The sequence below is a fragment of the Micromonospora sp. CA-263727 genome (assembly GCF_050942455.1).
In the GTDB taxonomy this organism is placed as follows: Bacteria; Actinomycetota; Actinomycetes; order Mycobacteriales; family Micromonosporaceae; genus Micromonospora.
Genome location: NZ_CP192031.1, coordinates 2,205,299 through 2,231,763, shown reverse-complemented (window position 1 = coordinate 2,231,763; position 26,465 = coordinate 2,205,299). Strand labels below are relative to the sequence as shown.

Annotated in this window: 24 protein-coding genes; 11 read left to right on the top strand and 13 right to left on the bottom strand. The window is 70.1% G+C overall.

All coding sequences use genetic code 11. The features are described from left to right. Nucleotides 1-63: 63 nt before the first annotated feature. The 5 genes from ACQPYA_RS10155 to ACQPYA_RS10135 all read right to left on the bottom strand — a co-directional run bounded on the left by ACQPYA_RS10155 (nucleotide 64) and on the right by ACQPYA_RS10135 (nucleotide 4,045). Nucleotides 64-1,089 (bottom strand): Fic family protein, encoded by a 1,026-nt coding sequence (locus tag ACQPYA_RS10155; protein ID WP_433532359.1) that lies wholly within the window; start codon nucleotides 1,087-1,089, stop codon nucleotides 64-66. 147 nt (nucleotides 1,090-1,236) lie between these two features. Next, nucleotides 1,237-1,647 carry a hypothetical protein gene (locus tag ACQPYA_RS10150; protein ID WP_433532358.1) on the bottom strand — a complete coding sequence of 137 codons (411 nt, stop codon included), beginning with the start codon at nucleotides 1,645-1,647 and terminating at the stop codon, nucleotides 1,237-1,239. After that, a complete protein-coding gene (locus ACQPYA_RS10145) occupies nucleotides 1,631-2,389 on the bottom strand; it encodes an SDR family NAD(P)-dependent oxidoreductase (RefSeq protein ID WP_433532357.1) in 759 nt (252 codons plus the stop codon). The genes ACQPYA_RS10150 and ACQPYA_RS10145 overlap by 17 nt, the downstream gene beginning before the upstream one ends. Further along, on the bottom strand, nucleotides 2,382-3,797 hold the full coding sequence (locus tag ACQPYA_RS10140; protein WP_433532356.1) for an AMP-binding protein: 1,416 nt from the start codon (nucleotides 3,795-3,797) through the stop codon (nucleotides 2,382-2,384). The genes ACQPYA_RS10145 and ACQPYA_RS10140 overlap by 8 nt, the downstream gene beginning before the upstream one ends. After that, nucleotides 3,794-4,045 carry an acyl carrier protein gene (locus tag ACQPYA_RS10135; RefSeq protein ID WP_433532355.1) on the bottom strand — a complete coding sequence of 84 codons (252 nt, stop codon included), beginning with the start codon at nucleotides 4,043-4,045 and terminating at the stop codon, nucleotides 3,794-3,796. The genes ACQPYA_RS10140 and ACQPYA_RS10135 overlap by 4 nt, the downstream gene beginning before the upstream one ends. Before the next feature lie 78 nt (nucleotides 4,046-4,123). Here ACQPYA_RS10135 and ACQPYA_RS10130 point away from each other — a divergent pair, with 78 nt between their 5' ends. Beyond that, entirely contained in the window at nucleotides 4,124-4,633 is a 510-nt protein-coding gene (locus ACQPYA_RS10130; protein WP_433532354.1) for a GNAT family N-acetyltransferase, read from the top strand. 69 nt (nucleotides 4,634-4,702) lie between these two features. Here the strand turns inward: ACQPYA_RS10130 and ACQPYA_RS10125 are convergent, their stop codons facing one another. Continuing rightward, entirely contained in the window at nucleotides 4,703-6,427 is a 1,725-nt protein-coding gene (locus ACQPYA_RS10125; RefSeq protein WP_433532353.1) for a hypothetical protein, read from the bottom strand. A gap of 233 nt (nucleotides 6,428-6,660) precedes the next feature. Here ACQPYA_RS10125 and pseB point away from each other — a divergent pair, with 233 nt between their 5' ends. From pseB to ACQPYA_RS10095, 6 genes are read left to right on the top strand one after another with little or no spacing between them, the layout of a single operon-like run. Then, the gene (gene pseB, locus ACQPYA_RS10120; RefSeq protein WP_433532352.1) at nucleotides 6,661-7,644 is read left to right on the top strand and encodes a UDP-N-acetylglucosamine 4,6-dehydratase (inverting); all 984 of its coding nucleotides are present in this window, start codon (nucleotides 6,661-6,663) and stop codon (nucleotides 7,642-7,644) included. After that, nucleotides 7,641-8,798, top strand: a complete 1,158-nt coding sequence (locus tag ACQPYA_RS10115; protein WP_433532351.1) for a DegT/DnrJ/EryC1/StrS family aminotransferase — start codon at nucleotides 7,641-7,643, stop codon at nucleotides 8,796-8,798. The genes pseB and ACQPYA_RS10115 overlap by 4 nt, the downstream gene beginning before the upstream one ends. Nucleotides 8,799-8,810: 12 nt before the next feature. Further along, on the top strand, nucleotides 8,811-9,647 hold the full coding sequence (locus ACQPYA_RS10110; protein WP_433532350.1) for a hypothetical protein: 837 nt from the start codon (nucleotides 8,811-8,813) through the stop codon (nucleotides 9,645-9,647). Then, entirely contained in the window at nucleotides 9,644-11,467 is a 1,824-nt protein-coding gene (locus ACQPYA_RS10105) for a class I SAM-dependent methyltransferase (protein ID WP_433532349.1), read from the top strand. Before ACQPYA_RS10110 ends, ACQPYA_RS10105 begins: the two co-directional genes overlap by 4 nt. A 2-nt stretch (nucleotides 11,468-11,469) precedes the next feature. Next, nucleotides 11,470-12,201: a cytidylyltransferase domain-containing protein gene (locus ACQPYA_RS10100; RefSeq protein ID WP_433532348.1), complete on the top strand. Its 732-nt coding sequence runs from the start codon at nucleotides 11,470-11,472 to the stop codon at nucleotides 12,199-12,201. Continuing rightward, on the top strand, nucleotides 12,198-13,247 hold the full coding sequence (locus ACQPYA_RS10095; protein ID WP_433533450.1) for a PseG/SpsG family protein: 1,050 nt from the start codon (nucleotides 12,198-12,200) through the stop codon (nucleotides 13,245-13,247). The genes ACQPYA_RS10100 and ACQPYA_RS10095 overlap by 4 nt, the downstream gene beginning before the upstream one ends. A 3-nt stretch (nucleotides 13,248-13,250) precedes the next feature. On the opposite strand, the gene ACQPYA_RS10090 is transcribed toward ACQPYA_RS10095, so the two are convergent. The 7 genes from ACQPYA_RS10090 to ACQPYA_RS10060 form a co-directional block, all read right to left on the bottom strand. Next, entirely contained in the window at nucleotides 13,251-14,006 is a 756-nt protein-coding gene (locus tag ACQPYA_RS10090) for a class I SAM-dependent methyltransferase (protein WP_433532347.1), read from the bottom strand. After that, nucleotides 13,972-15,216: a histidine decarboxylase gene (locus ACQPYA_RS10085; protein ID WP_433532346.1), complete on the bottom strand. Its 1,245-nt coding sequence runs from the start codon at nucleotides 15,214-15,216 to the stop codon at nucleotides 13,972-13,974. Before ACQPYA_RS10085 ends, ACQPYA_RS10090 begins: the two co-directional genes overlap by 35 nt. Next, nucleotides 15,213-16,184: a hypothetical protein gene (locus ACQPYA_RS10080; RefSeq protein WP_433532345.1), complete on the bottom strand. Its 972-nt coding sequence runs from the start codon at nucleotides 16,182-16,184 to the stop codon at nucleotides 15,213-15,215. The genes ACQPYA_RS10085 and ACQPYA_RS10080 overlap by 4 nt, the downstream gene beginning before the upstream one ends. An 11-nt stretch (nucleotides 16,185-16,195) precedes the next feature. Beyond that, nucleotides 16,196-17,686: an APC family permease gene (locus ACQPYA_RS10075; RefSeq protein ID WP_433532344.1), complete on the bottom strand. Its 1,491-nt coding sequence runs from the start codon at nucleotides 17,684-17,686 to the stop codon at nucleotides 16,196-16,198. Next, nucleotides 17,650-18,033 (bottom strand): hypothetical protein, encoded by a 384-nt coding sequence (locus ACQPYA_RS10070; protein ID WP_433532343.1) that lies wholly within the window; start codon nucleotides 18,031-18,033, stop codon nucleotides 17,650-17,652. The genes ACQPYA_RS10075 and ACQPYA_RS10070 overlap by 37 nt, the downstream gene beginning before the upstream one ends. Nucleotides 18,034-18,126: 93 nt before the next feature. Further along, a complete protein-coding gene (locus ACQPYA_RS10065) occupies nucleotides 18,127-18,819 on the bottom strand; it encodes an N-acetyltransferase (RefSeq protein ID WP_433532342.1) in 693 nt (230 codons plus the stop codon). Between the two features lies 1 nt (nucleotide 18,820). After that, nucleotides 18,821-20,089, bottom strand: coding sequence for an FAD-binding oxidoreductase (locus ACQPYA_RS10060; RefSeq protein WP_433532341.1), 1,269 nt, complete (start codon nucleotides 20,087-20,089; stop codon nucleotides 18,821-18,823). A 555-nt stretch (nucleotides 20,090-20,644) separates the two neighbouring features. Here ACQPYA_RS10060 and ACQPYA_RS10055 point away from each other — a divergent pair. The 4 genes from ACQPYA_RS10055 (at nucleotide 20,645) to ACQPYA_RS10040 (ending at nucleotide 26,462) form a co-directional block, all read left to right on the top strand. Then, complete coding sequence (locus tag ACQPYA_RS10055; RefSeq protein WP_433532340.1) at nucleotides 20,645-21,829, top strand: hypothetical protein; 1,185 nt, start codon at nucleotides 20,645-20,647, stop codon at nucleotides 21,827-21,829. 16 nt (nucleotides 21,830-21,845) lie between these two features. Next, the gene (locus ACQPYA_RS10050; protein ID WP_433532339.1) at nucleotides 21,846-22,781 is read left to right on the top strand and encodes an inositol monophosphatase family protein; all 936 of its coding nucleotides are present in this window, start codon (nucleotides 21,846-21,848) and stop codon (nucleotides 22,779-22,781) included. A gap of 157 nt (nucleotides 22,782-22,938) precedes the next feature. Then, on the top strand, nucleotides 22,939-23,646 hold the full coding sequence (locus tag ACQPYA_RS10045) for an SDR family NAD(P)-dependent oxidoreductase (RefSeq protein WP_433532338.1): 708 nt from the start codon (nucleotides 22,939-22,941) through the stop codon (nucleotides 23,644-23,646). A 1,013-nt stretch (nucleotides 23,647-24,659) separates the two neighbouring features. Continuing rightward, complete coding sequence (locus ACQPYA_RS10040; protein ID WP_433532337.1) at nucleotides 24,660-26,462, top strand: prolyl oligopeptidase family serine peptidase; 1,803 nt, start codon at nucleotides 24,660-24,662, stop codon at nucleotides 26,460-26,462. Nucleotides 26,463-26,465 lie beyond the last annotated feature (3 nt).

Sequence of the window (26,465 nt, the reverse complement as noted above, 5' to 3'; positions counted from 1 at the left end):
ACCATGCTCGCGACGACAACGCCGCGAGCCGAAGCGCCAGGGCGCGCCGCAGCCCCGCCAGTCCTATTGCCGGTCTCGCTGAGAGCGACGCCCCTTGTTCTTCTTGTACTGTTCGACCGCGTGGCGGGAACTCCGCCATACCCCGTCTGACTCTTGCACGGCGTCAAGCCGCCCGCGCTGGGCCGCCTGCCTCAGGGCAGCGAGACTGAACTCTTCGTTGGCCAGGGCGGTCAACGGCACAAGACGAGCCGGCCCTGCGACATTGGGCACGATAAACCGGTTGAGGTTGTCGTACATCGCCCGGGCCAGGATCTCGCCGAGCGGACCACAGTCGCCGTCGTCGGCGCGCTGCATGGCTGCGAGATAGCTCGGACGCTGTCGCTTCAGGATGATGACCGGAGGGTAGCCGAGCCGGACGAGGATGAGGTTGAGCAGCAGGCGACCAGCCCGTCCGTTGCCGTCTATGAACGGGTGGACCTTCTCGAACCTGTTGTGCACCTCAGCCAGCCGCTCAGGCCACGGCACCGACGCCTCGCGACTGTCCAGTTCGTCGGCATGATCGTTGACGAAGTCCACCCATTCACTCACGGCAGCTGGCACCAGCGGCCAGGCTGGCGGCGTCATCCCGCCGTCAAACGGCCGGATGTCATGCTCACGGAAATTTCCAGGCCCTTCGGCGGGAGTCGCATCTGGGTGTGGAGCCACTTCCCAGACCGGCGACATCGCACGGTTGTGCACCTGGCGAACCTCGTAGCAGCTGATGAGCTCACCGGTATGCCAGTCTCCCGGTTCGAGGGCCTGTCCGTAGACCCAACGGGCGGCAGCACCGTAGCCTTGGACCTCCATGTACTCCTTGAGCGGCTTCGCGCCGACCGCGCGCCCGCGCTCCAGGAGGGCCTCCACCTCGCTGAGCACGAGCGTGTTTCCCTCCAGCGCGGTCGAGTGATGCGCTTCCAGGTGCCAGATGTCGGCCCAGATCAACTCAGCCTCTTTGGGTGAGGGAAGGCCACCCAGGCGCTTCTTCAGCTCTTCAACCGCCCCTTCAAGGCGCCCGTAGACGGTCGCACGCGATGGACGCCCTCGCGCCATGAAGCCTCACCTCTAGTTGATACATCCTCCGGGAACCTAATTTATCTTATCAACAAGAGACATCTGACGGGACCTGCACCCCAACCGATTCGAACAGCGGTGACAGGAGTCGTGAGCGCGAAGTCCGGTCACCCGGCGTCGGGATCCTCAGCGACGGTGGGGATCGGTGGCGAAGGCGACGGTGACGACCAGGTCCGCCAGGGTCAGGGTGCGCCACAGCCACGGGGTGCCGGACGGCACCTCCAGGCCGTGCCGCTGCCACCAGGCCGCCACCGGCACGTCGGCCAGCTTGGAGAGACACTCGGCGCGGGTCCACCGGGCCCAGAAGTCGGCTGCGCCGAACCGGCGGGCCAGCGCGGGCGGCAGCGGGCCGGCGGCCTGCTCGGCGTCGACCGCCACCCGCCAGCCCGGCGCCGGTGGGGCGTACCAGCCGACGCAGCGCCCATCGGCCAGGTGGCTGCGGGTCACCGCGCCGCCCGAATCGGCCGCCGACGCCACCCGCAGGTGCCGCGGCGCGGTGGCGAGCAGCACGGCCACCGGTTCAGATCGAGGCGGCACCGTCGACCACGATGACCTGGCCGTTGATGTTGGTCTGGTCGCGCAGCAGCATCCGCACCACCGGCACCACCTCCTCCGGCTCGGTGAGGTGACCGGTCGGGGTGCGGCGCACGATCTGGTCGAGCTGGGTCTGGCCGAGCACCGCCGACATCTCCGAGGCGAAGAAGCCGGGCGCGACGGCGTTGACCAGCACCCGGCCACCCAGCTCGCGGGCCAGCGAGCGGGTCGCCGCGTCCATCCCACCCTTGGTGGCGGAGTACGCGACCAGGCCGGGGAAGCCGCGCTGCGCGCAGATCGAGGTGATGTTGACGATCCGGCCGCGTAGCCCCTGACCCAGCATCCGCCGCACGGCGAGCCGGGTGAGCTGCAACGGCGCGGTCAGGTTGGTCTCGATGATCCGGGCGATGTCGGCGGTGGCGGTGTGCACGTGCAGCGAGTCCTGCCCGACGGCGGCGTTGTTGACGACACCGTCGATCGGCCCGAGCCGCTGCTCCGCCGCCCGGACGAACGCCTGCGCGGCGGCGAGGTCGGTGACGTCGACCGAAGCCACGTGCGACCGGTCCGGATGGGCGTCGGCGAGCTTGGCCAGTTCGGGGGTGACGGTACGGGCGAAGGCGGCCACCTTCACCCCCGCTTCGAGCAGGTCCGTGACGATGGCGAGGCCCAGCCCGCGGGATCCGCCGGAGACGAGCACCACGGAGCAGGGCGGGACGAGCTGGACGTTGGTGGCGGGGTCAGACATCGCTCTTCAGGGTCTCCTTGACGGGGATCTCGGTCAGCACCCGGATCCGGCGGGGAACGGCGTACTCGGGCAGCCGGTCGGCGCACCAGCGCACCAGCTCCGCCTCGTCCAACCCGGTCCCGGCCGGGACGGCCGGCGCAGCCGGATCGGCGGGGCCGGCGGGGGCCGGCGGGCCGGCGGGGGTGGGTACCACCTCGGCGACGACCATGTGGCCGAGCAGCGGTGCGCGCCGGCCGGTGACCCGCGCCCAGGCCACCCGCGGGTGGGCGGTGAGCACGTCGCGGACCAGGCCGGCGGAGACCTTGCTGCCGCCGACGTTGATCTCGTCGGAGTCGAGCCGACCGGTGATCAACACCCGGTCGTCGACGATCTGCACCCGGTCGCCGGTGCGGACCGGACCGGCCAGCCCGGCCCCGTGGTACGGCGAGGTGACCACCAGCTCCCCGTCGCGTACGCCGAGGGTGGGGCGGTCGGGAGCGGCCCGGTCCAGCCACTCGACCGGGAACCCGGCCCGCCCGTCGTGCACCACGATGGCCGCGCCGACCTCCGAGGAGGCGTAGATCCAGGAGATCCGGGCCGCCGGGAAGACCTCCCGCAGCCGGTCCAGGATCGCCTGGTCGACCGGTTCGCCGCCGAGGGTCAGCTGACGCAGCGGCACCCGGGCCAGCGCGGCCGGGTCGCGGTGCAGGGCCCGACGCCAGAAGGTCGGCGTGCCGGAGGCGGCGTCCACGCCGTGCGCGGCGGCCAGCGCCGGCCAGTCGTCGAGCTGCTCCGGCTCGACCAGCACCAGGTGCTGCCCCGGCTGGGTCAGCGACAGCGTGACCACCTGCCACCAGGCGTACGTGCCCGGGGCGTAGGGGCAGAGCCAGGTCCGGTCGGGCTGCGGCGCGCGGACGGTGGTCAGCGACTCCAGGGTGTGCCCGACCCGCTTGGGGCGACCGGTGGAACCGGAGGTGAGCAGCCAGAGCCGGCCGGCCTCCTCCGGGCGCGGGCGGGCCGGGGTCACCAGGTGGGCGGCCTCGTCACCGGCCCCGCCGGCCGCGCCGCCCGAGTCGGTCGCGCCGGCCCCGCCGGTCGCGCCGCTTGCGCCGCCCGGGTCGGCTGGGGCGGCTGGGTCGCCTGGGGCGGCTGCGCCGACCTCGGTCAGGGTGAACCCGGCGTCGCGCAGCTCGGCCCGCAGCGCCGCGTCGACCCGGCTGGCCGTGCTGAGCAGCAGCTCGGTGCCGTGCACGGCGTGCTGGCGGGCGGCTGCGAGCGCGTACCGGGCGGAGTGGGCGAGCACCGCGGCCGGGCCCGGCAGGGCCAGCTGCGGCAGTTCCCGCCAGGTCAGCACCGTGCCGTCGACGACGATGCGGTTGTCGGCGCCGGCCGGGCGCCGGTCGGCCCGCTGGTCGGTCGCGACGCTCACCGCTGCTGGAGTTCGACGAGGAAGTCGAGCACGTCGCCGACGGTGGCGATCCGGCGCAGCCCGGGGGCGTCGAAGTTCAGCTCCTCCCCCGTCTCGTCCTCCACCCGCAGCGCCAGCTCGGAGAAGTCCAGCGACCGGAAGCCGACCTCCCGCAGATCCGCGGCGTCGTCGTCGGGCAGCGCCTTGCCCTGGTTCTTGAGGACCTGCCCCATGAGGTCGCGAATCTGCGCACGACTCAATTCCGTCATGCGGCGGAGTGTACAGCCAGGTGAATCGGGATTAGGGTGCCCGGTGGCCGGAGAAACAGATAGGAAAGCGAGCGGTACGTGCTGCGTGACGCCACCGGGGACGACGTTAACCTGATGTTGTCCTGGCGTAATCAGGAAATCAACCGACAGGTCAGCAAGACCAGCCACGTCATCGGCGCCGAGGAGCACGCGGCATGGTGGTCGGCGGTACGCGCCGATCCCACCCGCCGGGTGCTCACCTACCTGCGCGACGGGCTGCCCTGCGGCGCGGTCACCTACTTCGACCTGCGGCTGGATGGTCCGCGTACCGGCTCGTGGGGCTTCTACCTGGACGCCGACGGGCTGGCCGAGCGGGGCGAGACGCTGCCCGCCTGGCTGGAGGTGATGCGGGATGCGGTCGACCACGCCTTCGACGTGTTGAAGCTGGACCGCCTCGACGGCGAGGTACTCGCCCACAACACCGTCGTGCGCCAGATGAACCGCCGGTTCCGTTTCGTCGAGGGACCCGGTCGGCAGGAGATCCACGACGGTCGGGAAATCACCGTCATCCCCATTTCTCTGGATCGGTCGAACCGCCGGACCCGCTGATTCTTTCGCCATCCACGCATCGTTCATGTAATGTTCGCCCGGCGTTGGCTGGAGGCGACGGGAATTGCGTCAGCGGCGTCGCCAGGCCGCCCATTCCTGCGCGGCATTGCCGCCGATCCGGTCGAAACCGTACCGGGTGCCGTCCCAGTCCCCCGGCCGGCCCGGCACCCACCGCGCGAAGACCACGCCGGCCGCGGCCGGCGGCCGGTCGGTGAACCACGGCACCTCGGTCCAGGTGACCTGGTGGCTCAGGTTGTGCCGGATCGCGTAGGGCACCGCCTTGGCGGCGGCGACCCGCTCCCCCGGCCGGATCCCCAGTTCGGTGACGCTCGGCGCCGGCGTGCCGGCGACCCCCAACGGACGCACCAGCCGGTGCATGATCACCTGCGTGGTCGCCACGTTGACCACCAGCAGCACGGCCAGCATGATCGCCCGTAGCCGGGCCCGCCGCGCCGCGAGCACGAGCAGCAGACAGCCACCCGCGCCGACTGCCGCACCGACCAGCGGTCGCATCTGCGGCCAGCCGCCGGTCAGCACCATCAGATCCGGCGCGCTGAACATGCCGTAGCGCAGTGGCGCGCCGCCGGCCACGGCGTCGGCCAGCCGGAGCTGGACCAGCCACCCGCCGGCGGCGAGCAGCACGACCGTGACGGCGGCCCGGCGCAGCAGCGGCCGGTACGCCACCCCGAAGAGCACGCCGACCCCGACGAGCAGCCAGAACGGGGCGAGCGTCTGCACGTACCGGGCGTAGATGGCGTCCGGCACCCGGCCCGGGACGGCGGCGAGGACGACCTCCGCGCCGACGGCGACCCCGACGGTGGTCAGCAGGGCCAGGCCGAGCGTCCAGCGGGCGGCGTCGTCACCCCGTCGGCGCAGCCGCGTCACGGCGTCGGCGCCGGCCAGCCCGGCCAGCCCGAAGGTGACGACCATCAGGTACCACAGCTGCGTGCCGGCCGACGCCAGCACCTGCGACAGCCCCCGGCCGGAGAGGACGGACCGCAGGCTGCCGCCGTCGGGCGGGTTGCCGAGCAACTGGACCGTGTCGCCGAGCAGGCGCACCCCGGCCTCGTTGCCGACCGCCGCGGCCAGCACCGGCAGCGTCGCGGCCAGCAGCCCGGCCGGGCCGAGCCGGCGGCGGACGACCAGGGCCAGCAGCAGCACGGCGTACCCGGCGACGACCACCACCCCGCGCGAGTGCACCAGATGGAACGCGCCGGCGAGCGCGCCGCCCACCGCCGCGGCGGCCGGGCCGGGACGCTCGACCAGCCGGTGCGCCGCGAGCAGCCAGGCCAGCAGCAGCGGGGCGAGCACCGCGTCGGTCATGGCCATCCCGGCGTAGAGGAGCGCCGCCGGCAGCGTCGCCGCCACCCCGGCCGCCGCCAGCGCAGCCCACCGGGACAGCCCCAGCAGCCGCCGGCCGAGCAGGAAGGCCAGCGGGAAGAGGGCCGCGTTCAGCGCCGCGTTGATCAGCCGCACCAGCAGGTACGTGTCGACGAAGTCCCGGTCGAGCAGGAAGGCCGGCGCGATCAGCAGCGGGTAGCCGATCCGGCGCAGCGTCTCGTTCTCGCTGCTGAACCCGCCCGGCCCGCCGGCCAGCGCGCGGGCCGTGTTGAGGTAGCTGTCCTCGTCGGTGTGCCCGATCGGCATGGCCGAGTACCGGGCCAGCCAGATCCGCCAGGCCACCCCGAGCAGCCAACCGAGCACCAGCAGCAGCGGCAGTCCCAGCCGTCGGCGGGCCGGGGCCGCCGTGCCGGCCGTGGCCGCTGGGCGGGTCGCCGGGGCTCCGACGGTCATCGTCACTCCCATGATCGCTGGCCGGGGAGGGGACGTTATCGACCGGGCCGCCACAGACCAACCGCCGCGCCCGGGTCGGCCGGGATGTTCGCCTACCGGATCCCCGCCATTCACCACCCGCGCGGATCCGGTTAACCGCAGAGCGTGGGCACGTTAACCCGCCGCGTCTAGCGTTCCCACCCGGCTGGCCGCCCGAGGCCCCGCCGGATCACCGACGACACGGGAGCACCACATTGAGCGAGCTGAGCGGATCGTCCATCCTCGTCACCGGAGGAACGGGTTCCTTCGGCCGGACCTTCCTCCGGCACCTCCTCGCCGAGGTCGACCCGGCTCGGGTGGTGGTCTTCTCCCGTGACGAACTCAAGCAGTACGAGCTGCGCCAGCAGCTCGGCGACGACCCCCGGCTGCGCTGGTTCATCGGCGACATCCGGGACCGGCACCGGCTGACCCGGGCCATGCACGGCGTCGACCACGTCGTGCACGCCGCCGCCCTCAAGCAGGTCGACACGGCCGAGTACAACCCCTCGGAGTTCATCGCCACCAACATCACCGGCTCGCAGCACGTCGCCGACGCGGCGATCGAGGCCGGGGTGAAGAAGGTCATCGCCCTCTCCACCGACAAGGCGTCCAGCCCGATCAACCTGTACGGCGCGACGAAGCTGGTCGGCGACAAGCTCTTCGTCTCCGCCAACCACTACGCCGCACAGCACCCGACCCGCTTCGCGGTGGTGCGCTACGGCAACGTGGTCGGCAGCCGTGGCTCGGTGGTGCCGCTGTTCCGCCGCCTCGCCACCGAGGGCAAGAGCCTGCCGATCACGGACAAGCGGATGACCCGCTTCTGGATCACCCTGGACCAGGCCGTGCAGTTCGTCATCGACTCGTTCGACCAGATGCAGGGTGGCGAGCTGTTCGTGCCGCGTATCCCCAGCATGCGCATCCTCGACCTGGTCGAGGCGGTCGCCCCGGACGCCACCACGCACGAGATCGGCATCCGCCCCGGCGAGAAGCTGCACGAGGAGATGATCGCGCCGGACGACAGCCGCCGGACGCTGATCGCCAAGGACCGCTTCATCGTCCAGCCGACCATCGCCACCTGGGGCTACCAGCCGCCGGTCGGCTGCGAGCCGGTGCAGGACGGCTTCGCGTACCAGTCGGACACCAACGACGAGTGGCTCACCGTGCCGCAGCTGCGCGACATGCTCGGTATCGCGGCGTGAGTTCCTTCCTCCCGTACGGCCGGCAGTCGGTCACCGAGGACGACGTCGCCGCCGTGGTCGCCGCCCTGCGCAGCGACTGGCTCACCACCGGCCCGGAGGTCGCCGCCTTCGAGGCGGACATCTCCGCCTGGGCCGGCGGGGCCGGGGTGGCCACCGTCTCCAACGGCACCGCCGCGCTGCACGTGGCGTACGCGGCGGCTGGGGTCGGCCCCGGCGACGAGGTGATCGTGCCGCCGATGACGTTCGTCGCCACCGCCAGCAGCGCGGCGGCCCTGGGCGCGCGGATCGTCTTCGCCGACGTGGCGGAGGAGACCTTCACCCTCGACCCGGCCGCGGTGGCGGCGGCGACCACCGAACGGACGAAGGTCGTCGCGGCGGTGGACTACGCCGGCCACCCGGCCGACTACGACGCGCTGCGCGCCGCGCTCGCCGGCAGCGAGGCGCTGCTGCTCGCCGACGCCGCCCACTCGATCGGGGCCACCTACCGGGGCCGGCCGGTCGGGTCGCTGGCCGACCTGACCACGTTCTCGTTCTTCCCCACCAAGAACCTCACCACCGCCGAGGGCGGCGCGGTCGCCACCGGCGACCCGGAGCTGCTCGACCGGGCCCGCCGGTTCCGCAACATCGGGCTGGTCCGGGAACGCGACGAGCAGCGCTGGCCGGACGAGGGTGGCTGGCACCAGGAGGTGCACGAGTTCGGGCTGAACTACCGGCTACCCGACGTGCTCTGCGCGCTCGGCCGCAGCCAGCTGCGCCGCCTCGGTGACTTCCTGGCCCGCCGCGCCGAGCTGGTGGCCCGCTACGACGAGGCCCTCGCCGGGCTGCCCGGCGTGCTGACCCCGGTCCGGCGGGACTGGGCCGCGCCGGCCTGGCACCTCTACCCGATCCGGGTGCTCGACGGCCGTCGCCGCGAGGTGTACGACCGGATGCGCGCCGCCGGCATCGGGGTGCAGGTCAACTACATCCCCGTGCACTGGCACCCCGCCTTCGCCGACCTCGGTTACCGGCGGGGCAGCTGCCCGGTGGCCGAGGGGTTCTACGCCCAGCAGCTGTCGCTGCCGCTCTACCCCGGACTGCGCGACGCCGACCAGGACCGCGTCGTCGACGCGCTCGCCGCGGCGCTGCGTGGCGTCCCGGTTCGGCCCGCCGCCTGAGGGGGGACGCCGATGCACCACGCGAACCACTTCTACGGCCACGCACACGTGCTGGCCCGGTACGCGGGGCTGGGGGACGGGCATCCGCCCCGGATCAACGGGTACCTCCAGCACGGCTGGAACATCGGTGACGGTCTCGCCGCCGGGCACCCGTACGCCGAGCGGACGCCGAGCCTGCTCTGGTCCGAGCAGACCCGGCGGCGGGCCTGGTCGGTCGGGCGGCGCAACGTCACCGTGATCGGGGCCCCCTTCGTCTACCTGCTGGCCATCCGGCCGGACGAGAAGCCTCGCCCCGGACGGGAGGGCACCATCTGGTACCCGTTCCACGGCTGGGAGGGCCAGCACGTCAGGGGCGACCACAAGAGGCTGATCGCGCACATCCGGAACACCGAACCCGGGCCGGTGACCATCTGCCTCTACTGGCACGAGCACCGGATGCGCCGGGTCCGCCGGCTCTACGAGAACGCCGGCTTCCGGGTCATCTGCCACGGCTACCGCGGCCACTGGTGGAAAGACACCGACCCGGAGTTCCTGGACCGCCAGCTGGCCGAGCTGCGCCGGCATGCCCGGGTCGCCTCGAACCGGCTGACCAGCGCCATCTTCTACGGCATCGCCGCCGGCTGCGAACCGGCCGTGTACGGCGACCCGATGGTGCTGGCCGACGAGGATCCGACCTTCGGCGGCACCGCCCGGATCCGGCGACAGTGGCCCGAGCTGCACGGCGAACAGGTGCACCTGCCGACCGCCGTGGAGCTGGCCCGCGCCGAGCTGGGCACCGACCACCGCTACCCACCCGGGGCGCTGCGGGAACTGCTCGGCTGGGCGCACCGGCAGAAGGAGACGACGTGACAACCGAGACGGCGCCGCCGGTGGCGCTACCCGGCGGCGAGATGCTGGGCTGGTCCGACCAGCGCGGCGGGGCCGGCAACGACCCGCTCGCGGCCCTGGCCGCCCGGCTGGTGCCGGCCGGCGCCCAGGTGCTGCTGGCCGGGCCGCACCACTTGGCGCTGCTCGACGCGCTGGCGCACGCCCGGGTCACCTGCCTGCTGCGCGGCTACCCCGACGCGGCGGCGGTCGCCGGCCGGGCCGACCGGGTGCTGGTGGCCGGCCCGCACGGCCTGCCGCCCGGCGAGGAGTACGACATGGTGATCGCCGGCGGCGGGCTGGACGCCGTCGAGTCGGTCGAGGGTGCCCGGCTGGGCTGGGACGGGACGCTGGCCCGCCTGGCGGCGGCCGTCCGTCCCGGCGGCAAGCTGCTGCTGCGGCTGGACAATCCGCTCGGGGTGCACCGGCTGGTCGCCGCCGAGAGCTGGTACGCCGGCCGGGACGATGCCGAGTGGACGGTCGGCGGGGCGCTCGACGCCAACCGGCCGGCCAGTCTGGACCAGCTGCACGCCCGGCTGGGCGCGACCGGGTTGCGGGCCGGAGCCGGCTACGCCGCGTACCCCCGGCCCGACCTGACCACCGCGTTGCTGGCCACCGACCAGCTGGCCCGGCGGAGCGGCTCCGGGCTCTTCGACGCGGTGCTGCACGACGCCTGCACCACCGGCTTCACCGGCCGGTTCGTGCTCGCCGACCCGGCCCGGCTGGCCGTGGACGCGTTGCACGCCGGCCGGGCGGCCGAGCTGGCCCCGGCCTGGCTGGTGCTCGCCCACCGGGCCGACGAGGGCGCCGATCCCGACGGTGTCCCGCCGGGCCGGCTGCCGGTGGCGCTGGTGCAGGCCGGCGGGCCGGGCAGCACGGTGGTCGAGGTCGTCGACGGGCCGCAGGGCTGGCACTGGCGCCGCCCCGACCCGGGCGACCGCACCGGGCCGGCATCCGGGCCGTACGCCAGCCGGGAGGCCGCCTACCGCGACCCGGCCGCGCCGGACGGGCCGGTGCCCGACGGACGTCTGCTGCGCAGCCTGCTGCTCGACGGCTGCCTCCGCCGCGACACGTCCCTGCTGCGCCGGCTGCTGCGCGGCTACGCCGACTGGCTCACCGGGCAGGCCGACGACGGGCGGCTCGCCGGCACGGTGGCGCTGGCCGGGGCGGACAACCTGGTCGTCGCCGCCGACCGGTTCGCGGTGCTCGACCCGACCTGGCGGGCCGACGCGCCGTTACCGGTCGACGTGGTGCTGGCCCGGACCCTGTGGCGCTTCGCCGCCGAGCTGCTCACCGGCGGCTACGCCCACCCGTGGACCTCCACCCTGGACGTGGCGGGGCTGACCGTGGTGCTCGGCGGGGTGGCCGGGCGGGACTTCGACCGGGCCGTGGTGGACGCCGCGGTGGAGACCGAGGCCGCGGTCAGCGCCGCGATGCGCGGGCTGGACGCCGACGGGCGGGTCGGCCTCGACACCGAACTGCGGGCGATCACCCCGACCGACCCGCCGCCCGGACCGCGCAGCTACCAACAGCTACGTGAGGCGTGGCGGCGCGAGCGGGACGAGAACACCCGACTGACCGCGCTGCTGAGGTGGACCGAGGAGCTGCTCACCTCGCGCGAACGCGCGCTGCGCCGGGCCGAAGCGAAGATCAACCTGCTCAGCGGCTCCCTCAGCTACAAGGTCGGCCGGCTGGCGATCACCCCGGTCCGGATGGCCCGGCGGGGCGCCGGCGCCGCCAAGCGCCGGGCCCGCGCCGCCATCGCCGCGAAACAGCAGTCCCGGCCGAAGCAGGAGGAGGTGTAGCAGTGACGGAGATCGTCGGGATCGTGCAGGCCCGGATGGGCTCGTCCCGGCTGCCCGGCAAGGTGCTGCGCCCGCTGGCCGGGCGCAGCGTCCTCGGCCGGGTGGTCCGCGCCGCCCAGGACAGCGGGGTGCTCGCCGACCTGGTGGTGGCGACGAGCACCGACCCCATCGACGACCCGGTCGTCGCCGAGTGCGACCGGCTCGGGGTGGCCTGGCACCGGGGTCCGGTCGACGACGTGCTGACCCGGTTCGTCGGCGCCCTCGACGCGCACCCCGGGGACGCCGTCATGCGGTTCACCGCGGACTGTCCGCTGCTGGATCCGGAGATCGTCACGCTGGTCGCGTCGGTGTACCGCGCGGTGCCGGGACTCGACTACGCCAGCACCTCGATCGCCCGTACCCTGCCGCGAGGGCTGGACGTGGAGATCATCCGGGCCGGCGCGCTGCGTACCCTGGACCGGCTCGCCACCGACCACCACCGGGTGCACGTGACCTCGTACGCGTACGCTCATCCCGAGCTGTTCCGGGTGCTCGGCGTGACCCTCACGCCGGACCGCTCCCCGTTGCGGCTCACCCTCGACACCGATCGGGACTGGGAGCTGATCCGCGCGGTGGCGGACCACTTCGGCGACGTCAGCGTGCCGCTGGCCAAGCTCGCCGACTGGCTCGACGGGCAGCCGAGGCTACGCGCGCTCAACTCCGAGGTGCGGCAGAAGCAGCTGGAGGAGTGCTGAGCACGGTACGCGTCGGACTGCGCTGCGACGCCGGGCCACAGCGCGGTGTCGGGCATCTGGTCCGCTGCCTCGCCCTCGGCGAGGAGTTCCTGGCCCGGGGTGCCACGGTCGAGGTCTTCGGCACGGTCGACGGGGTCGGCTGGGCGGCCGGTCAGCTGGCCGCCCGCGGAATCCCGCTGCACCCCGGCCCGGACACCCCCGACGGGCTGGTCGAGGCGGCCCGCCGGCACGACCTGGACGTGCTGGTGCTCGACTCGTACGAGCTGGATCCGGCCGGGGCGGGCGCGCTGCGCGCGGCGGGCGTGGTGACCCTGGCGATCGTCGACGGCGACACCCGGGGCCAGGACGCCGACCTCTACCTCGACCAGAACTTCGGCACCGACCTGGTGGCGCCGGCGGGGCGGCTGCTGGCCGGCAGCGAGTACGCCCTGCTGCGCGAGGAGGTGCTGGCCGCCCGACCGGCCACCGCCCGACCGGCGACGGAGGTGGACCGCCCGTCGATGCTGGCCTTCTTCGGCGGCACCGACGCGGCCGGCGCGGCACCGGTGCTGACCGAGCTGCTGCTCGCCACCGGCCGGCCGATGGACCTCACCGTCGTCGCCGGACGGCCCGAGATGGCCGCCCGGCTCGCCCGGATGACACCCGGCCCGGGTCAGTCGCTGCGCCCGGTGCCGCCCACCGACCGGCTGCCCGCCCTGATCGCCGCGGCGGACCTGGTGGTCAGCGCGGCCGGCACGTCGACCTGGGAACTGTGCTGCCTGGCCGCGCCGTCGGCGCTGGTCTGCGTGGTCGACAACCAGCGCGAGTCGTACCACCGGGTGGTCGCCGCCGGACTGGTCGCCGGCCTCGGCGAACTGCCACAGCTGATCGCCGACGGCACCGCCCGCGCCACCGCCATCCACACCCTGGACGGGCTGCTCGGCAGCGCCGCCCGCCGGGCCGAGCTGTCCACCCGCGCCCGCTCGGCGATCGACGGCCACGGCCGCACCCGAGTAGTCGACGCGATACTCGACGCCCTCCACCCCCACGTCGCCCAGGTCCGCTAGCCCTCAGGTGACCTTTCGGGCACAGATGACGCGACGCTCGAAGGAGCCGAGGACGACGCGGGCGTGGCCCATCAGTGCGGTGAACCGATCCAGCTCGTCGGTGGTGATGCCGCTGCTGGTCAGGGCCGGGCCGAGATGCTGGACGGTGTCGGCGAGAAGACGGCAACCCTTGCCACCGCCAGCCCAGGTTTCGGTGCCGGTGTGGACGCAGACCTGTGTCATGCGGTTGCCGAGCAGCAGGGCATCGACGTCGGCACCCCAGGTTCCGCCACCCGGATTGCTGACCGTGCCCTGGATCCACTGCATCACGGTGTGGATCAGGTGGCCGTCGGTGTCGTCGCCGGTGGCCCGGTAGATGCGGGGTGAAGTGGGCGTGATGTCGGCGAGGACGAGCCGACCGCCGGGCCGCAGTCGGACCGTCAGCTGATCGAGCACGCTCGCCGGATCGTCGAGCGGGTGAGGCCAGCGGGCGATGACGAGATGGTGGCTGTAGGGATCGCCGGGCAGGGCATCTGCGTCGAGGGTCCGCTGGTAGACGTCGATGACGGAGGTCGGGTTGAGGTATCCGGTGTCCCGGTCGACGGCGCTGACCGTGCCGTGCGGGCCAACGAGGCGGGCCAGGCGCGCGGTGATGGAGCCGGTGCCGGCGCCGATGTCCAGGACGCGGTGGCCGGGGCGGATGTCGAGGCGGTCCAACTCCCTGCCGATGATCGGATCAAGGAGGTCAGCCAGCAGGTTGGGGCTCAGCGTGGTGGTCATGGGGTTCCTCCGGACGGGATGCGGCGGCGGTCTGCGTGCGAGGTCTTGGAACCGGCGGCGGGGCCGTGACAGCGGCGGCCAGGTCGGCGGCGAAGGCATGGATCTGGCTCCTGCTGATGCCGGGCATGCAGATCAGGTGGCTGACCGGCCCGTCGGTGGCGAGCAGCCATTTGTTACGTACGGCGATGGGGGGTGTGGGTAGCACGACGGTGAAGGCGTGCGGGTGCCGCCACGCGGACCAGCCGGTCGCATTGATCCGCTCGACCGTGTACTCGGCGAGGCGGCGGGCCTCGGCGACGCGCCAGCGGTGGCCCTCGCGGCCATGTACGGCGATGGCGTGCCACAGCAGGGCGGCGGCCAGGCCGCAGCGGGAGCCGGTGATGGTGGTGTCAGCGCTGTTGGTGTAGGCGACGTGGCTGCCGTGGATCCGACGGATGCGGTCGCGGACCAGCACCACTCCACATGGAGTGGGAATGCCGAGGAACTTGTGACCGGAGATGGCGACCGAGCCGACGGCGTCGTCGAGGCGAAGCAGACCGTCGAGGGCGAGGGGGATACCGGACAGCGCCGCGTCGACGTGCAGGTGCCCCCGGATGCCGTACTCGTCGAGGACGGCGCCGATACGGGTGGTGTCGTCCACGGCCTCGGTCATGGTGGTGCCGGCGGTGGCGACCACGATCGCGGGATAGCGTCGCCGTCGACGCAGCTCTGCGGCCAACTGGGTGTAGTCCATCTCGCCGTCCGGACCCGCCTCCACGGCCACCCCACGGGCACCGAGAATTCCCACCACCTTCGGAATGGAGTAGTGGGCGGCGGTGGAGTAGTAGATGCGGGCGGTCGGCCATCGGCGGTAGGCGGCGTGCAGGGCGGAGAGGTTGCCTTCGGTGCCGCCGGTGGTGACGTACCCCCACCGCTCACCGGCGGGCATGGCGAGCAGGTCGGCGACCCACGCGATCACGGCCTGCTCCAGCACCCGCGTGTGCGCGGTTCCGCCCGGATCGGAGGGGTCGCCGATGTTGTTCCACAACCTGCTGCCGAGGCGGCCCATCACCGCGCTGTGATCGAGGTCCACCGCGCCCGGGTAGCCGACGCTCGTCGACGCGGCGCGCTCGGCGTCCTGGACGAGCTGGTCGAGCACGACGGTGACGTCGATCGACGCCTGGCTGAGGTCTGCGGCAAGGGCGAGGTCGAACGGGTGAGTGTGGGTCACGCCGCCCGCCTTCCGCACAGGTGGGTGGTGAGGATGTCGTGCAGGGTGGCGAGGTGCCGCCACACCTCGCGGGTGGCGTAGTCGCCCTGCTCGGTCAGATCGGCGTGGGGATTGTGGTAGTAGGAGGGTCGGTCCGCGTCAAGGGTGCGGGTGCTGCGGATGCCGTCGTCGCCGAGCCGGGCGTGTGGGTCGCGGTCGATGTGCAGGGCGGTGCCGTCGGTCAGCAGCACGTAGCACTGGCCCTTGAGGTCCCACGCGGACCGGTGCCGGACGCTGGCCGACGCCTCGCGCAACGTTCGGGCGACCTGCTCCCAGCGGCCCTCGTCCGAGTCGAGGGTGGTGACGCCGGCACCGACATAGCACGCGTGATCGGGCACGCTCATCTCCCCGCCGTTGACCATCGACCCGTCTGGACCGAGCGGATGCCACCTGCGCCCGAAGGCGGACGCGCGGGCGATGTTGGTCGCCGCCACCACGGCCAGGTCGGCGAGCAGCCGAGGCAGGTCGTTCGACTCGGGCGAGGCGAGGAACAACCGGTAGGCGGTGTGCAGCCGGTAGCCGTGCGGCTCGGCCGCCGCACCGGACGTGAAGAACAGCATCACGCCGTGCGGGCCGAGGGCGTCGCGCACCCCGAGCCGCTGGTCGGCCTCGATCATGTGACCGGAGTTGAGCCGCTTGGACCGGAACGCCACCTGCCGGCGCAGATCCGCCCACCAGCGGACCTCACCGGCAGCCGCCTCGTCCTCCGGCTCTGGCATGTTCCCGTGCGTGGTCGGGGGCGGCGGGATCGGGGTCTCCGGTGGACGCTGGTAGCTGGTGGGGGCCGGACGGTAGCCGGGCGGCTGCACCTGACCGGTTTGGCGGGGGTGGGCGGCGGGAAGCGCCGCCGCAGGGTGCTCCGGCCGCCAGCCTGGGTGCAGCGGGTCGGGGCCGTGACGTCCGGCGGGCATGGCCGCGTGGGTCATCATCGCCTGCTCCTTCAGATCGAGACGTTGATGTCGTCGGGCACGGCGTGCGTCGCGGGTGTGCCACGGCCGATACCGGCATAGACCTCAGGCCGGACCTGGCGCAGGTGCTCGGCCCACATCCCGCCCAGCACGGCGGTGCCGGCAAGGATCGCGGGCAGCAGCAACGGGTGTGCCGATCCGGGTCCGGCACCGAGGAGCGACCCGACATTGCCGACCATCAACACCAGCACCGCCGACCCGCCGAGCACACCCAGCACGGGAGCGAACCGCCACTCCCATGTGCCGGGCCGTTCGCCGCGCACGCTGGCCGGGGCGGTCATCGCCGCCATCGACGCGGCCAGCAGCAGACACAGCAGGCCCGTCGCCCCCAGGCTCGAAAGCCAGGTGAACATCGTCCCGATCGGGTCGGCGCCAGCGACCGCGAACGCGGCCACCACGACCGCCGCGACAACGGTCTGCGTCAACGACCCGCGGCGCGGCGCGCTGACCCGCGCCCCACCATCCGCCCGCGCGAGCCCGGCGGGCAGCACCCCTTCGCGTGCCATCGCGAACACGTACCGGGCGACCACACTGTGGAAGGCCAGCATCGAGGTGACGATGGCGAAGAGCAGCACCACGCCCGCCACCACGACCCACCCGCCACCGGCGCGGTCGAGCACCGAGAACGGCAGCCCGGCCGCCGGATCCGCCGCCAACCCGGCGACGACGTCGGGGCCGACGCCCACCCCCATCGCCCACGCGGCCACGGCATACACCCCACCGAGCACCAGTGCCCCGGCGATCGTGGCCCGGCCGATCGAACGGCGATCGACGGCTTCCTCGACGAACGAGCCCGGGGCGTCGACCCCCATGAACGCGGCCACGCAGAACGCGACCGCCCCACCGATGCCGCTGACCATCAGGCCGGGCGCGTCGAAGCCCTCCCAGGACAGCCCACCGGCCGCCGGCTGCCGCAAGCCGGCCCACACGAACACGGCGACGATCAGCAGCGACACCGCCAGCACGGCAGCCAGGACCCGGGTCGACAGGACGATCGCCCGAACGCCCAACACCCCGACGACGGCCACGGCAATGCCCGACCACACCCACCACGCGCCGCCGAGTTGCTCGGCCAGCGTCGCCCCCAGCAGGCCGTGCAGGCTGGTCTGGATCGCGTTGTAGGCGACCAGGGCAACCATGCCGGCCGCCACACCCCAACCCCGACCGAGGCCGTGAGCGAGGATGCCGTAGTAGGCGGCCGGATGCCCGACCTGACGGGCCATCGCCGTGTACCCGACCGCGAGCACCGCCACCACACCGGCGACCAGTACGAAGGTCAGTGGCAGGGCGATCACGCCAGTGGTCGCATAGATCGCGGGAATGCCCCCGACGAGCACCACCATCGGTGCCGACGCCGCCGCACCATATGTCCACAAGCCGAACGGGGTCAGCGTCCGACGGGCCAGAGCCACCTGCACCTGCGCCGTCACCGCGACTGCCCCCGCTGCGGCGCGTTCGGGCATGTCGAGCCAAGGCAGCCATCCAGCGGGTGTTGGTCCACGTCCGAAGCACTGGCCGCAACCACGTACACCGTGACCGGTCGCACCGGTCCCGCCCGCCAGAAGCCCTCGTCGCGGGCAAGCTGCCGCTCCGCGTCCTCCCTGTCGGACGTGAACCCGAACAGGTCATGCGCGCCGCCCGGCCACTCGCGCCGAACCGCATAACCCCACGTGTACGACGTCATCACGTCTTCCCCATTCGTGACGCCGACGTTGGTGCGTGTGGCGGTCAGCCGTGCCGGCAGCCGCCGATTCACGGTGAGCCGTCGTGGTGGCGCGCAGGTCAGGGATCGGATGCCTGCGATCAGCATGAAGGATGTCCTCCTTTGGAGATTGAGCTACGCAGAGGTGACCTGCTGGCCGTGCATCGCCAGCAGGATGATCAAATTGATGCGTGTGACGGGTCAGGGGAAGCGCATCGCTGCCGCTGGGATCAACTGGCCCTGAAACGGCGTCGCGGTCCGGTACAGCCGAACTCGGCGCGGCAGCCCGCCGAACTGCCCGCCGCCGGGCCGAGGCCGCCACATTCGCCAAATCATTGGGCCACCGGGGTCCAGCAGGATCGGCGACCGCGGCTGGTAACCCAAGCGGCCAAGCAGGCCGTCCTGGGGCTGGTCGCTGCTGATTTCCGCGTACGCGGGTAGCCCGTCGGCGTCCAGCGCACGGTGGTAGCTGGCCAGCAACGCCCGCGCGGCGACGCTCTGCCCAGCACGGGCCGCGACCTGGGCGAGATGATGGTGCGGTATGTACGGCACCACGGCGTCGACGTAGGAGTGAAGCAGGGCGAACCGGGCCGCGTGCGCCCCGAGTAGCCGATGCAGGTCGTGAGCCCATTCGGCCGACGGCGGCAGTGGTTCCCGCCGCGCGAACCAGACCGTGACAGCGGCGTGGTCGTCGATCGTGTCGACCTGGCCGTACTCCAACCCACGCGTCAACACGAACCGCGAATAGCGGCGCAATACGTCAAGACGCTCGGCCGCATCCGACACCAGCCACGCACCCAAGCGCTCGGTCGCCAGCGCCTCGGCCACGACGTCGGACAGCCCGACGACATCCTCTTCGGTCGCGCGGCGGACCCGGAAATTCATCAACCGCATGTCAGCTCCCCGAGGGTTGACTGATGCCGTCACGCGGCGCGTCGTCGCCCAGCGCCGGCTCCACCTGGCAAGAACGTGATGACCGTTGGCGGGTCAGCTGCGCCGGGCCGAGCGCGCGCTCGAAGGTGACAGCGAGGTGCAGGCTTTCGAGAGCGACCCCCGCTGCGGGCAAGCGATGTCGGGCTGCCTCAATCAGCCGCGGCGGACCGCAGACATAGACCGCCTGTCCTCGCCGGTAGTGATACAGGGCCACACTGAGCAGGTCGCCCTGCGCGGCGGGCTCCACCTCATCGTCGTCGGCGAAGGCCAACACGACCGTGAGCCAGTCACGATGCGCCTCAGCAAGTTTGTCGAGCGCCACCGCGTCATACAGGTCCAGCAACGTCCGCGACCCCACCACCAACGTCACTTGCCGCCCGGCCGGTGCCGTCCCGACCTGCTCGACCAGCGCCCGCAGCGGCGCAAGGCCCGTACCACCTGCAGCCAGCAGCAGGTCAGCACCACCTGCTGCCGCCTCCAGCGACAACCCCACATCACACGCGGACCCCAGCCACAACTGCTCCCCCGGTGCGAGCCGCTCCACTAGGACCGGCGAGACCACACCTCCCGAGACCGCGCGGACGTGGAACTCCACGGTCCCGTCCGGTCGGGGAGCATTCGCTGGCGAGTACCACCGCCACAACCCCGGCAGGCGTGGCGTACAAACCGGCAACGCTTGACCCGGCAGATACCGCAACCGCCGCATCGGCCGGACGGTCAACACCGCTACGCCGTCGGACACCGCCTCGCTGGCCTCGATCTCGCCGACCGTGACCTGCGGACCGTCGCCCAACGCCCCCGCCGCCCGCTCCGCCAACCGCAGAGCACGACGACAGCCCCGCTCCCAGACACCGGCCAACTCCGGCACCCAACAGTCACCCGCGAAGCGGCCTACCGTGTCGACCATCGCCGCCGCGATGACGGTGTCGTGATAGGGATGAAGCTTGAAGCGCTGGTACATGCGACCCAACACCGCCAGCCCAGCCCGCCGACCCGCCGGATCACCCCTCCCGACGACCAACTGCCCGAGTGTCGAGAAGAACATCGACGCAAACTGCGACGGCAGAAACCGCACGCTCCGGTCCTCCAAGTGCGACCAGAGGTAGTCGGCAGCGCGGTCATGCACCGAAAGAGCGCCCGACCACGACAGCTCAAGATCAGTCATCACGCCGACCAGTCCCAGGACGACGATATCCCGCGGGTGCCGCGGGCCAGGGCCGCCGAGGAACAAGGCGAGAACGCTGGACAGACGGAATGCCGTCGGGGCCAGTGGGCACGTCCACGCGGCAAGCACTGAGTCCCGTCCGGGCCGGCTTCCGAGTAGGCGCTACGAGGTGCTTGGGTGCCATAAAAGCGCCGTCGCAAGCGCCAGCGCTACAGGTGGGATCGAACGGACGATCATCGACCGGGATAAACCACTTCATCCAGCGAACCCCATCCTTCTTGCAGCCGTGCTCCAGGCCTCGAACGGCGAGGGCTCGACTGTGCCGTTAGCGGCAATCAAGCCGATCCAGCAGGCCTCGACCAGGGCAGTCACATCCCCTCTAGCAGGGCCTGCGGCCGCGACCGAACGGCACCGGAGCTTGATTGCACATTCCTCACAACCGACCCGACCAGATCAAGGGAGACATCGGTCGCCCCTTACGGTTGGTAGCTGTGTGAAGAAGACACTGCCAGCTCAAGCATGGAGACACACCTACGGCAACGACCGAAGACGGGCTGGTCTGTGGGCAATCCTGACCAGCCTAAACGCGTCGTAGAACCACCTTTGCCCATCAGGATGGGTATGGTGCTCTCGATCGTCGTCCGTCACACCGCCCAGCACCTGCTGAGAGGGGGCTTCATGGGTACATCAACGTCCACTGGTCCGGGCGCAAGTCCACAGGCGCGGGGGCGCGAGTTGGCTCGACTTGGCAAGAAGCTGTGGCAGGAGGCGGGATCCGTCAAGGCCGTCGCGGCCGAGCTGATAAGTCGACACCCGGACGTTCCCAGCATCCAGGCATATCGCTATGCGGCCGGGCTTTCGCAAGACCAAGCGGCATTGCGCTATAACGAGGTGACCGAATACCAGACAACCCTCGGGGGAACAACCATCAATGCATGGGAGACGTGGGCACGCACCCGAGGTTCAGGATCACCGCCAACCTTTCCTAGCTTACTGATCCTTGCCGAAGCATATGGACGGGGGCCACTCGGAGTCGCCGCTGAAGATATCTCACCTGGCGATCTGGTGTCAGAGGCATACGAGCGCCTCCCTCCCGAGGAGCAGCTGTCGCTGAAGAGGTTTTCAGCGAAAACCAGTGATCACGCACAGGCAATCGCCGACCCAACCGCCCAACCAGATCGACAAATCGGGCACCGCGATCACAGCGCTGGCCCCGACTTTAACCTTATCGTTCCCACTGTCGACTACGGGAACCCCGAAATATGCGTATTTTCATTACCGAACCCCCATCCCGGAAATCTACTAAATCTCGATTGGGCCACTTTTGGCTTTGGAATCGAGCGCCTTATAAAACAAATCAAGAACTTGGGGAGACGCCTTGAGGTTGACATCTGCTTTGGTGTCAACGAAGCGGGCTTGGTCATGGCCAGCTTCTTGGCCTCCGCCCAGTTCTCCCGATGCGCCATAGGATACCTCCGCTGCAACAAAGTGCGCGACAGCATTGCCCTTTCCTCAAGCTCCTTTTACCCTGAGGCAGGCGAGGCCCCTACGATCCTTATCTGTGACTTCGAAGTCAAGCACGCGGACGTGGTCGGCTTCGTCGCTAGCGAAATTCGGCGCAGGTACCCAAAGGCTCTGCTTTACTTCGCGGTTTTCGGCGCGATGACAAAGGGTTCAGAGCTTGAGACTACCAGCTTCGACGACCTTACCGGCGCACAAATAATGCGGGCGGCAGACTTCTCGGCCGTGTTCATCGCCGCAACAATGAACCCGCCCGGCATCGAACCACCCCTCGAACTACGGTAACCACCTTGGAGGTGCCATGAGAAGCGCAGCCCACCTGCCTGAACTCGCCAGCCGAACTGCGGATGTGGTGGAAACTCTTATGCTTGAGATTCGTCCGATACTGATGGATGCCGCCTTTTCGGGTAAGGCCGGCGAGAGCGAGAACCTACGGCACTCGGACAACTTTTTGTCAGTCCATGATTTGTGGATGCATGAGCGATACCGCGAGCTATTAAGTCGCCACATAGACTCGTTCGTTTACGCCTCCGAGGAAGCGGATCCGCAAGTGGTTGGCAAAGAGAGCGATCCAGATCTGTGCATTCTTGTTGATCCGCTTGACACCAGCGAGCTGGCCGTGCGAGGACTTCTCGGATACACGCACGTCATGATCTACTCACGCTCACTCGCGCGGCCGATTGTATCGGTAGTCGGCGACATCTACCATCATGTTCGGCTCTATCTCGCAACGCGAGACGACGATGGCGTAGACCACGCTTACGCGTTTACCGCGGATGGTCATTGCTTTAGGCTTGGCCAGCGAAAGCCAAAACGTCTATCGGACGCGCTTCTCACGAACTATCTCATGCGCCCCCGTGAGCGATTTCTTCCCTTAAGCCGCCAAGAGCGGCTGATGGACGCTCTAGACCGCCCTGACGGCGACGGCAAGAGCCGGGGCAGGATCGGGGTTGATTTCGGTTCGGTAAGCCTTTGCCATGTCGCGGCAGGCTTCACAGAAGGCGTTCTGGAGTTTGCCAAGGGCTTCGCAATATGGGATTTAGCTCCAGGCCACTACATTCTACATTCAACTGGGGGCACCGTTCTTGATCTTACAGGCGAACCGGTTACTCTCGACTACAATTTGCAGTCATTGTCGGACATCGCACGAGCAATGGATAGACGACAGAAGTTTGTTGCCGCAGGTAACCTCGAGCTTGCTCAGGACATATTGCGCCACCTTGACTTTTCAGAGTAAGGGCACGGTTGGGACGACAGCCACACTGCGGGTTCCCGAGGGACCGAGCAACCTATCTGCGCAATGACCGCCGCTTGCTGGACATCCACGGTCGCTTCATGGCACATCGACACCCTGCCGTACCCGCGCTGGACGAACGCGTGCGTAGTCTGCTCGCATGAGTGAGTCCAAGCGAGTCGCCGTTGTCACTGGCTCCAACCGCGGACTCGGGAAGGCCATTGCCCGGGGAATTGCCAAGACAGGTGCCCATGTGGTCGTGACGGCCCGCACCGAGGAAGCCGCTGCGCGGGCCGCCGACGAGCTGTGCGCGCAAGGACTGTCTGCATCTAGCCATCAACTCGACGTCGCCGATCCAGCGAGCGTCGCTCGCGCCATGGCGGACGTCGGCTATCAGTACGGGCGCTTGGACATCCTCGTGAACAACGCCGGCATCGCCATCGACCGTGGCCAAGCAGCAGCCAGCGCCGACATCGAGAAGGTGCGATCCACACTGGACACCAACATCCTGGGAACCTGGCGCTGCTGCACCGCAGCCATACCCGAGATGAGAAAGAACGGCTACGGCAGAATCGTCAACGTCACCAGCCACATGGGCACATTCGGCGAGATGGGCACAGGCAGCGTTTCCTACCGGGTGTCCAAGGTCGGGATAAACGCTCTGACCTGCATCCTCGCGGCTGAGCTCAAGAACGACGGAATCCTCGTGAACGCCGCTTCACCAGGAAAGGTTGACACCCGTATGGCCTACGGAAAGGCGACCCAAACGCCCGACGAAGCCTCGGAAACCTTCGTATGGCTTGCCACGTTGCCGTCAGACGGGCCAACCGGAGGACTCTTCTTCCAACGGAAGTCCCTTGATTGGTAGCTCGCCACGACGAAAGAGAAAGCGGACTGACACGAACAGAGATCACCTGGCCTACTCGTGCGTTGGGCGATGGCCGTTGAGCCCTGACTAAACGAGAATGCCTGCCGCACCTCTCGCTACGATACGGCGTTCCTGGTCGAGGAGCCGCCGGGCCGCGTCCCGACACTCAATCGGACGGAGACACGGTTCTGTCAGCGTCTGGTGCAGGCCATCGACGAGGTTTACCAGTCCGCAGCGATACCGATCATCCGTGTCCCATACGCCCGCTGCCGCGACCGCGCCCGGTTCATCTTGAATACCGTCAACGACGGTCCGCTAGGCTGACCGTTGCCCACACTGACCGCTTGCACCCGGAACACTCACGCCGGACCGCGTACCCCCACGCGCACGACGACGCCGTATCGCCCGTCTCGGTCACGGTAGCGGCGGCAAAAACGGTGGCAAGCCGAGCAGTTAGCCACCTCATCATGTTGCGTCCGAGCGGCGGAGGTAAGGCGGCCGGACGGATTACTGCGGACAGCATGAGGAACGTCCTTCTTGGATGGGATGCAACGGATAGCTGCTGGCCGACGGCGATCGCCAGCAGATGAAGCCAGTCGTGTGGAATCGCAGGCGCCAGGGCGGGCGGCTGCCGGGTTCGCCATTCCGCGCCAGCCTCCGTACGCAATTTCATTGCACTTCGCCCCAAACTTGCGATCTTGATCGCACAGACGCAGATTGCCGAACGGCCAGAAAGGATCCTTCCAGAAAATTGTCGCTCGGATTGAATGCCTGGTCGACATCGAGAATGCGGACGGAGGCAGTTGTCCGCATCGAAGTTGTCGAGCGAGGAGTGGCACCCCGATGGGCAGCTGAGACAGAACGCCCCAGCGCAAGGCTCGGAGGTTTGGGCGTAGAGTCGGCCAGACGCGAGGACCTCGCAACCCAATCCCCGGGTCCGCCGAAGCGCTGGGCCCGCTTGACGCAGGATCGTGTCGTTAGTGTCACGACACAGAGTTGTTTGAGGAGGCGCCGTGGGACTGGCGGATGACATCGCCGTGGTCTCGGTGGCAGACGCCGTCCGCGCCTCGGTGAGCTATGACCAGCTCCGCGCCTTGAACGGCTCCCTCTATTGGCTGGAGACTCGGCCCGACGCTGGCGGGGTCGCGACACTGACCCGGTGGAGACGCGACGAGGGCACACGTGACGTCAGCCCCGTGGGGTTCGACGTCACCAACGACGTTCACGCATACGGTGGCGGATCGTTCGTTATCGCGGATGGGACGCTTTGGTGCGTTGGCGCAGGTGGTCTTTACCGGACTCGTCGTCATGGCGATGAACTCGAACTGGTCAGTCCGGTATCGATGGGAGATTTGACTGCTGGCGACGGCGAGTTGCTGGCGGTGCGGGAGACAGAGCGCGGAGACGAACTGGTTGCGATGCCGCTCACCGGCACACCGCGGCAGCGCACCCTCATCGCGAGCAGGGGATTCCTGAGTGCGCCTCGGCCGGGGCCAGGCTTGTTGGCCTGGTCCGCTTGGAGTGAGCGCGACATGCCCTGGGACGCCTGTGAGCTGTGGGTCGCCCCGTATTCGTCCCAGGGGCACATCGAAAGCCCGTCGAAGGTTGCCGGCGGCCGGGGCGAGTCGGCGGTGGAACCCAGGTGGGGGCCTGACGGAGCGCTGTACTTCGTGTCAGATCGCGACGGCTGGTGGAACCTGTTCCGGTGGGATGGCCACGAGGTCGAGGCGGTGGCACCAATCGCGGGTGAGTGCGCCGCGGAGCCGTGGGAGCTGGGCTACACGTCCTATGACTTTCTCGGCGATGACCGAATCGTCATGGCGGTACAGGAAGGCCCGCGGCACCGTCTGGTCGTCATCGACCCTCGTGGCGCGGTTCGCCCTGTCGATCTCCCGTACACGTCGATCAAGCCCTACCTGGCGACGCAAGGAACGACGGTGGCATTGATCGGTTCGTCGCCGACGGCTGCGCCCCAGGTCGCGTTGGTGCACCTGGCTCATGACAATCCGCGGGTAGAGGTGCTCGCCAAGTCAGAGCACGCCGAACTCTCCGGTGCCCGGGTGTCGACGCCAACGGAGCTGCGGGTCCAGGTCGCAGGTGGCCGCGAGGTGTTGGCCCTGATGTATCCGCCGACGGACTCGACGGCGGACTGGCGGGCACCCGTGATCGTTCGGGCTCATCCTGGGCCCACTGCCTCCTGCCTGCTGCGCCTGGACTGGCAGGCACAGTTCTTCACCAGTCGCGGGTTCGCCGTCGTAGACGTCGACTACCTCGGCAGCACCGGCTACGGCCGCGCCTTTCGCGAATCGCTGTATGGCCGGTGGGGCTTGGACGACGTCGACGACTGCACGGCAGTGGCGACCCATCTGCTGGCGGCCGGACAGGCGATACCAGGACAGATCTTCATCCGTGGCGCCAGCGCCGGTGGACACACCGCGCTGCACGCGGTTTCCCGGAACGGACCCTTCGCCGCTGCCACCGCTGTGTCGGCGATCGTGGATCCAGATCGGTGGGCCGAGACGGTGCCACGGTTCCAGCGTGCACATGCCATGCGACTGCGAGGCGGTGCCGGGCGCGTCCAGGCCACCGCCCTCCAACGACCTGTGCTGTTCATTCACGGCACTGCCGACAACGTGGCCGTGGTCGAGGACGTCCGGCGACTCACCGACCAGTTGGCGGCTCGCGATGTGACCCACAGACTGCTGCTTCTTTCCGGTGTCGGTCACTACGTGGCGACGTCCGCAGCGGCGGGCACGGCTCTGGAGGCGGAACTGGCGCACTACCGCACCGTAGTGATGGCTGCGGCGAACGGATAGGCG

Coding starts and splice junctions, on each gene's coding strand:
- ACQPYA_RS10045 (WP_433532338.1), top strand. CDS start 22,939: ATGAGTGAGTCCAAGCGAGTCGCCGTTGTCACTGGCTCCAACCGCGGA.
- ACQPYA_RS10125 (WP_433532353.1), bottom strand. CDS start 6,427: ATGACCGTCGGAGCCCCGGCGACCCGCCCAGCGGCCACGGCCGGCACG.
- ACQPYA_RS10110 (WP_433532350.1), top strand. CDS start 8,811: ATGCACCACGCGAACCACTTCTACGGCCACGCACACGTGCTGGCCCGG.
- ACQPYA_RS10090 (WP_433532347.1), bottom strand. CDS start 14,006: ATGACCACCACGCTGAGCCCCAACCTGCTGGCTGACCTCCTTGATCCG.
- ACQPYA_RS10155 (WP_433532359.1), bottom strand. CDS start 1,089: ATGGCGCGAGGGCGTCCATCGCGTGCGACCGTCTACGGGCGCCTTGAA.
- ACQPYA_RS10075 (WP_433532344.1), bottom strand. CDS start 17,686: ATGCCCGAACGCGCCGCAGCGGGGGCAGTCGCGGTGACGGCGCAGGTG.
- ACQPYA_RS10065 (WP_433532342.1), bottom strand. CDS start 18,819: ATGCGGTTGATGAATTTCCGGGTCCGCCGCGCGACCGAAGAGGATGTC.
- ACQPYA_RS10135 (WP_433532355.1), bottom strand. CDS start 4,045: ATGACGGAATTGAGTCGTGCGCAGATTCGCGACCTCATGGGGCAGGTC.
- ACQPYA_RS10145 (WP_433532357.1), bottom strand. CDS start 2,389: ATGTCTGACCCCGCCACCAACGTCCAGCTCGTCCCGCCCTGCTCCGTG.
- ACQPYA_RS10050 (WP_433532339.1), top strand. CDS start 21,846: ATGAGAAGCGCAGCCCACCTGCCTGAACTCGCCAGCCGAACTGCGGAT.
- ACQPYA_RS10070 (WP_433532343.1), bottom strand. CDS start 18,033: ATGCTGATCGCAGGCATCCGATCCCTGACCTGCGCGCCACCACGACGG.
- ACQPYA_RS10080 (WP_433532345.1), bottom strand. CDS start 16,184: ATGATGACCCACGCGGCCATGCCCGCCGGACGTCACGGCCCCGACCCG.
- ACQPYA_RS10055 (WP_433532340.1), top strand. CDS start 20,645: ATGGTGCTCTCGATCGTCGTCCGTCACACCGCCCAGCACCTGCTGAGA.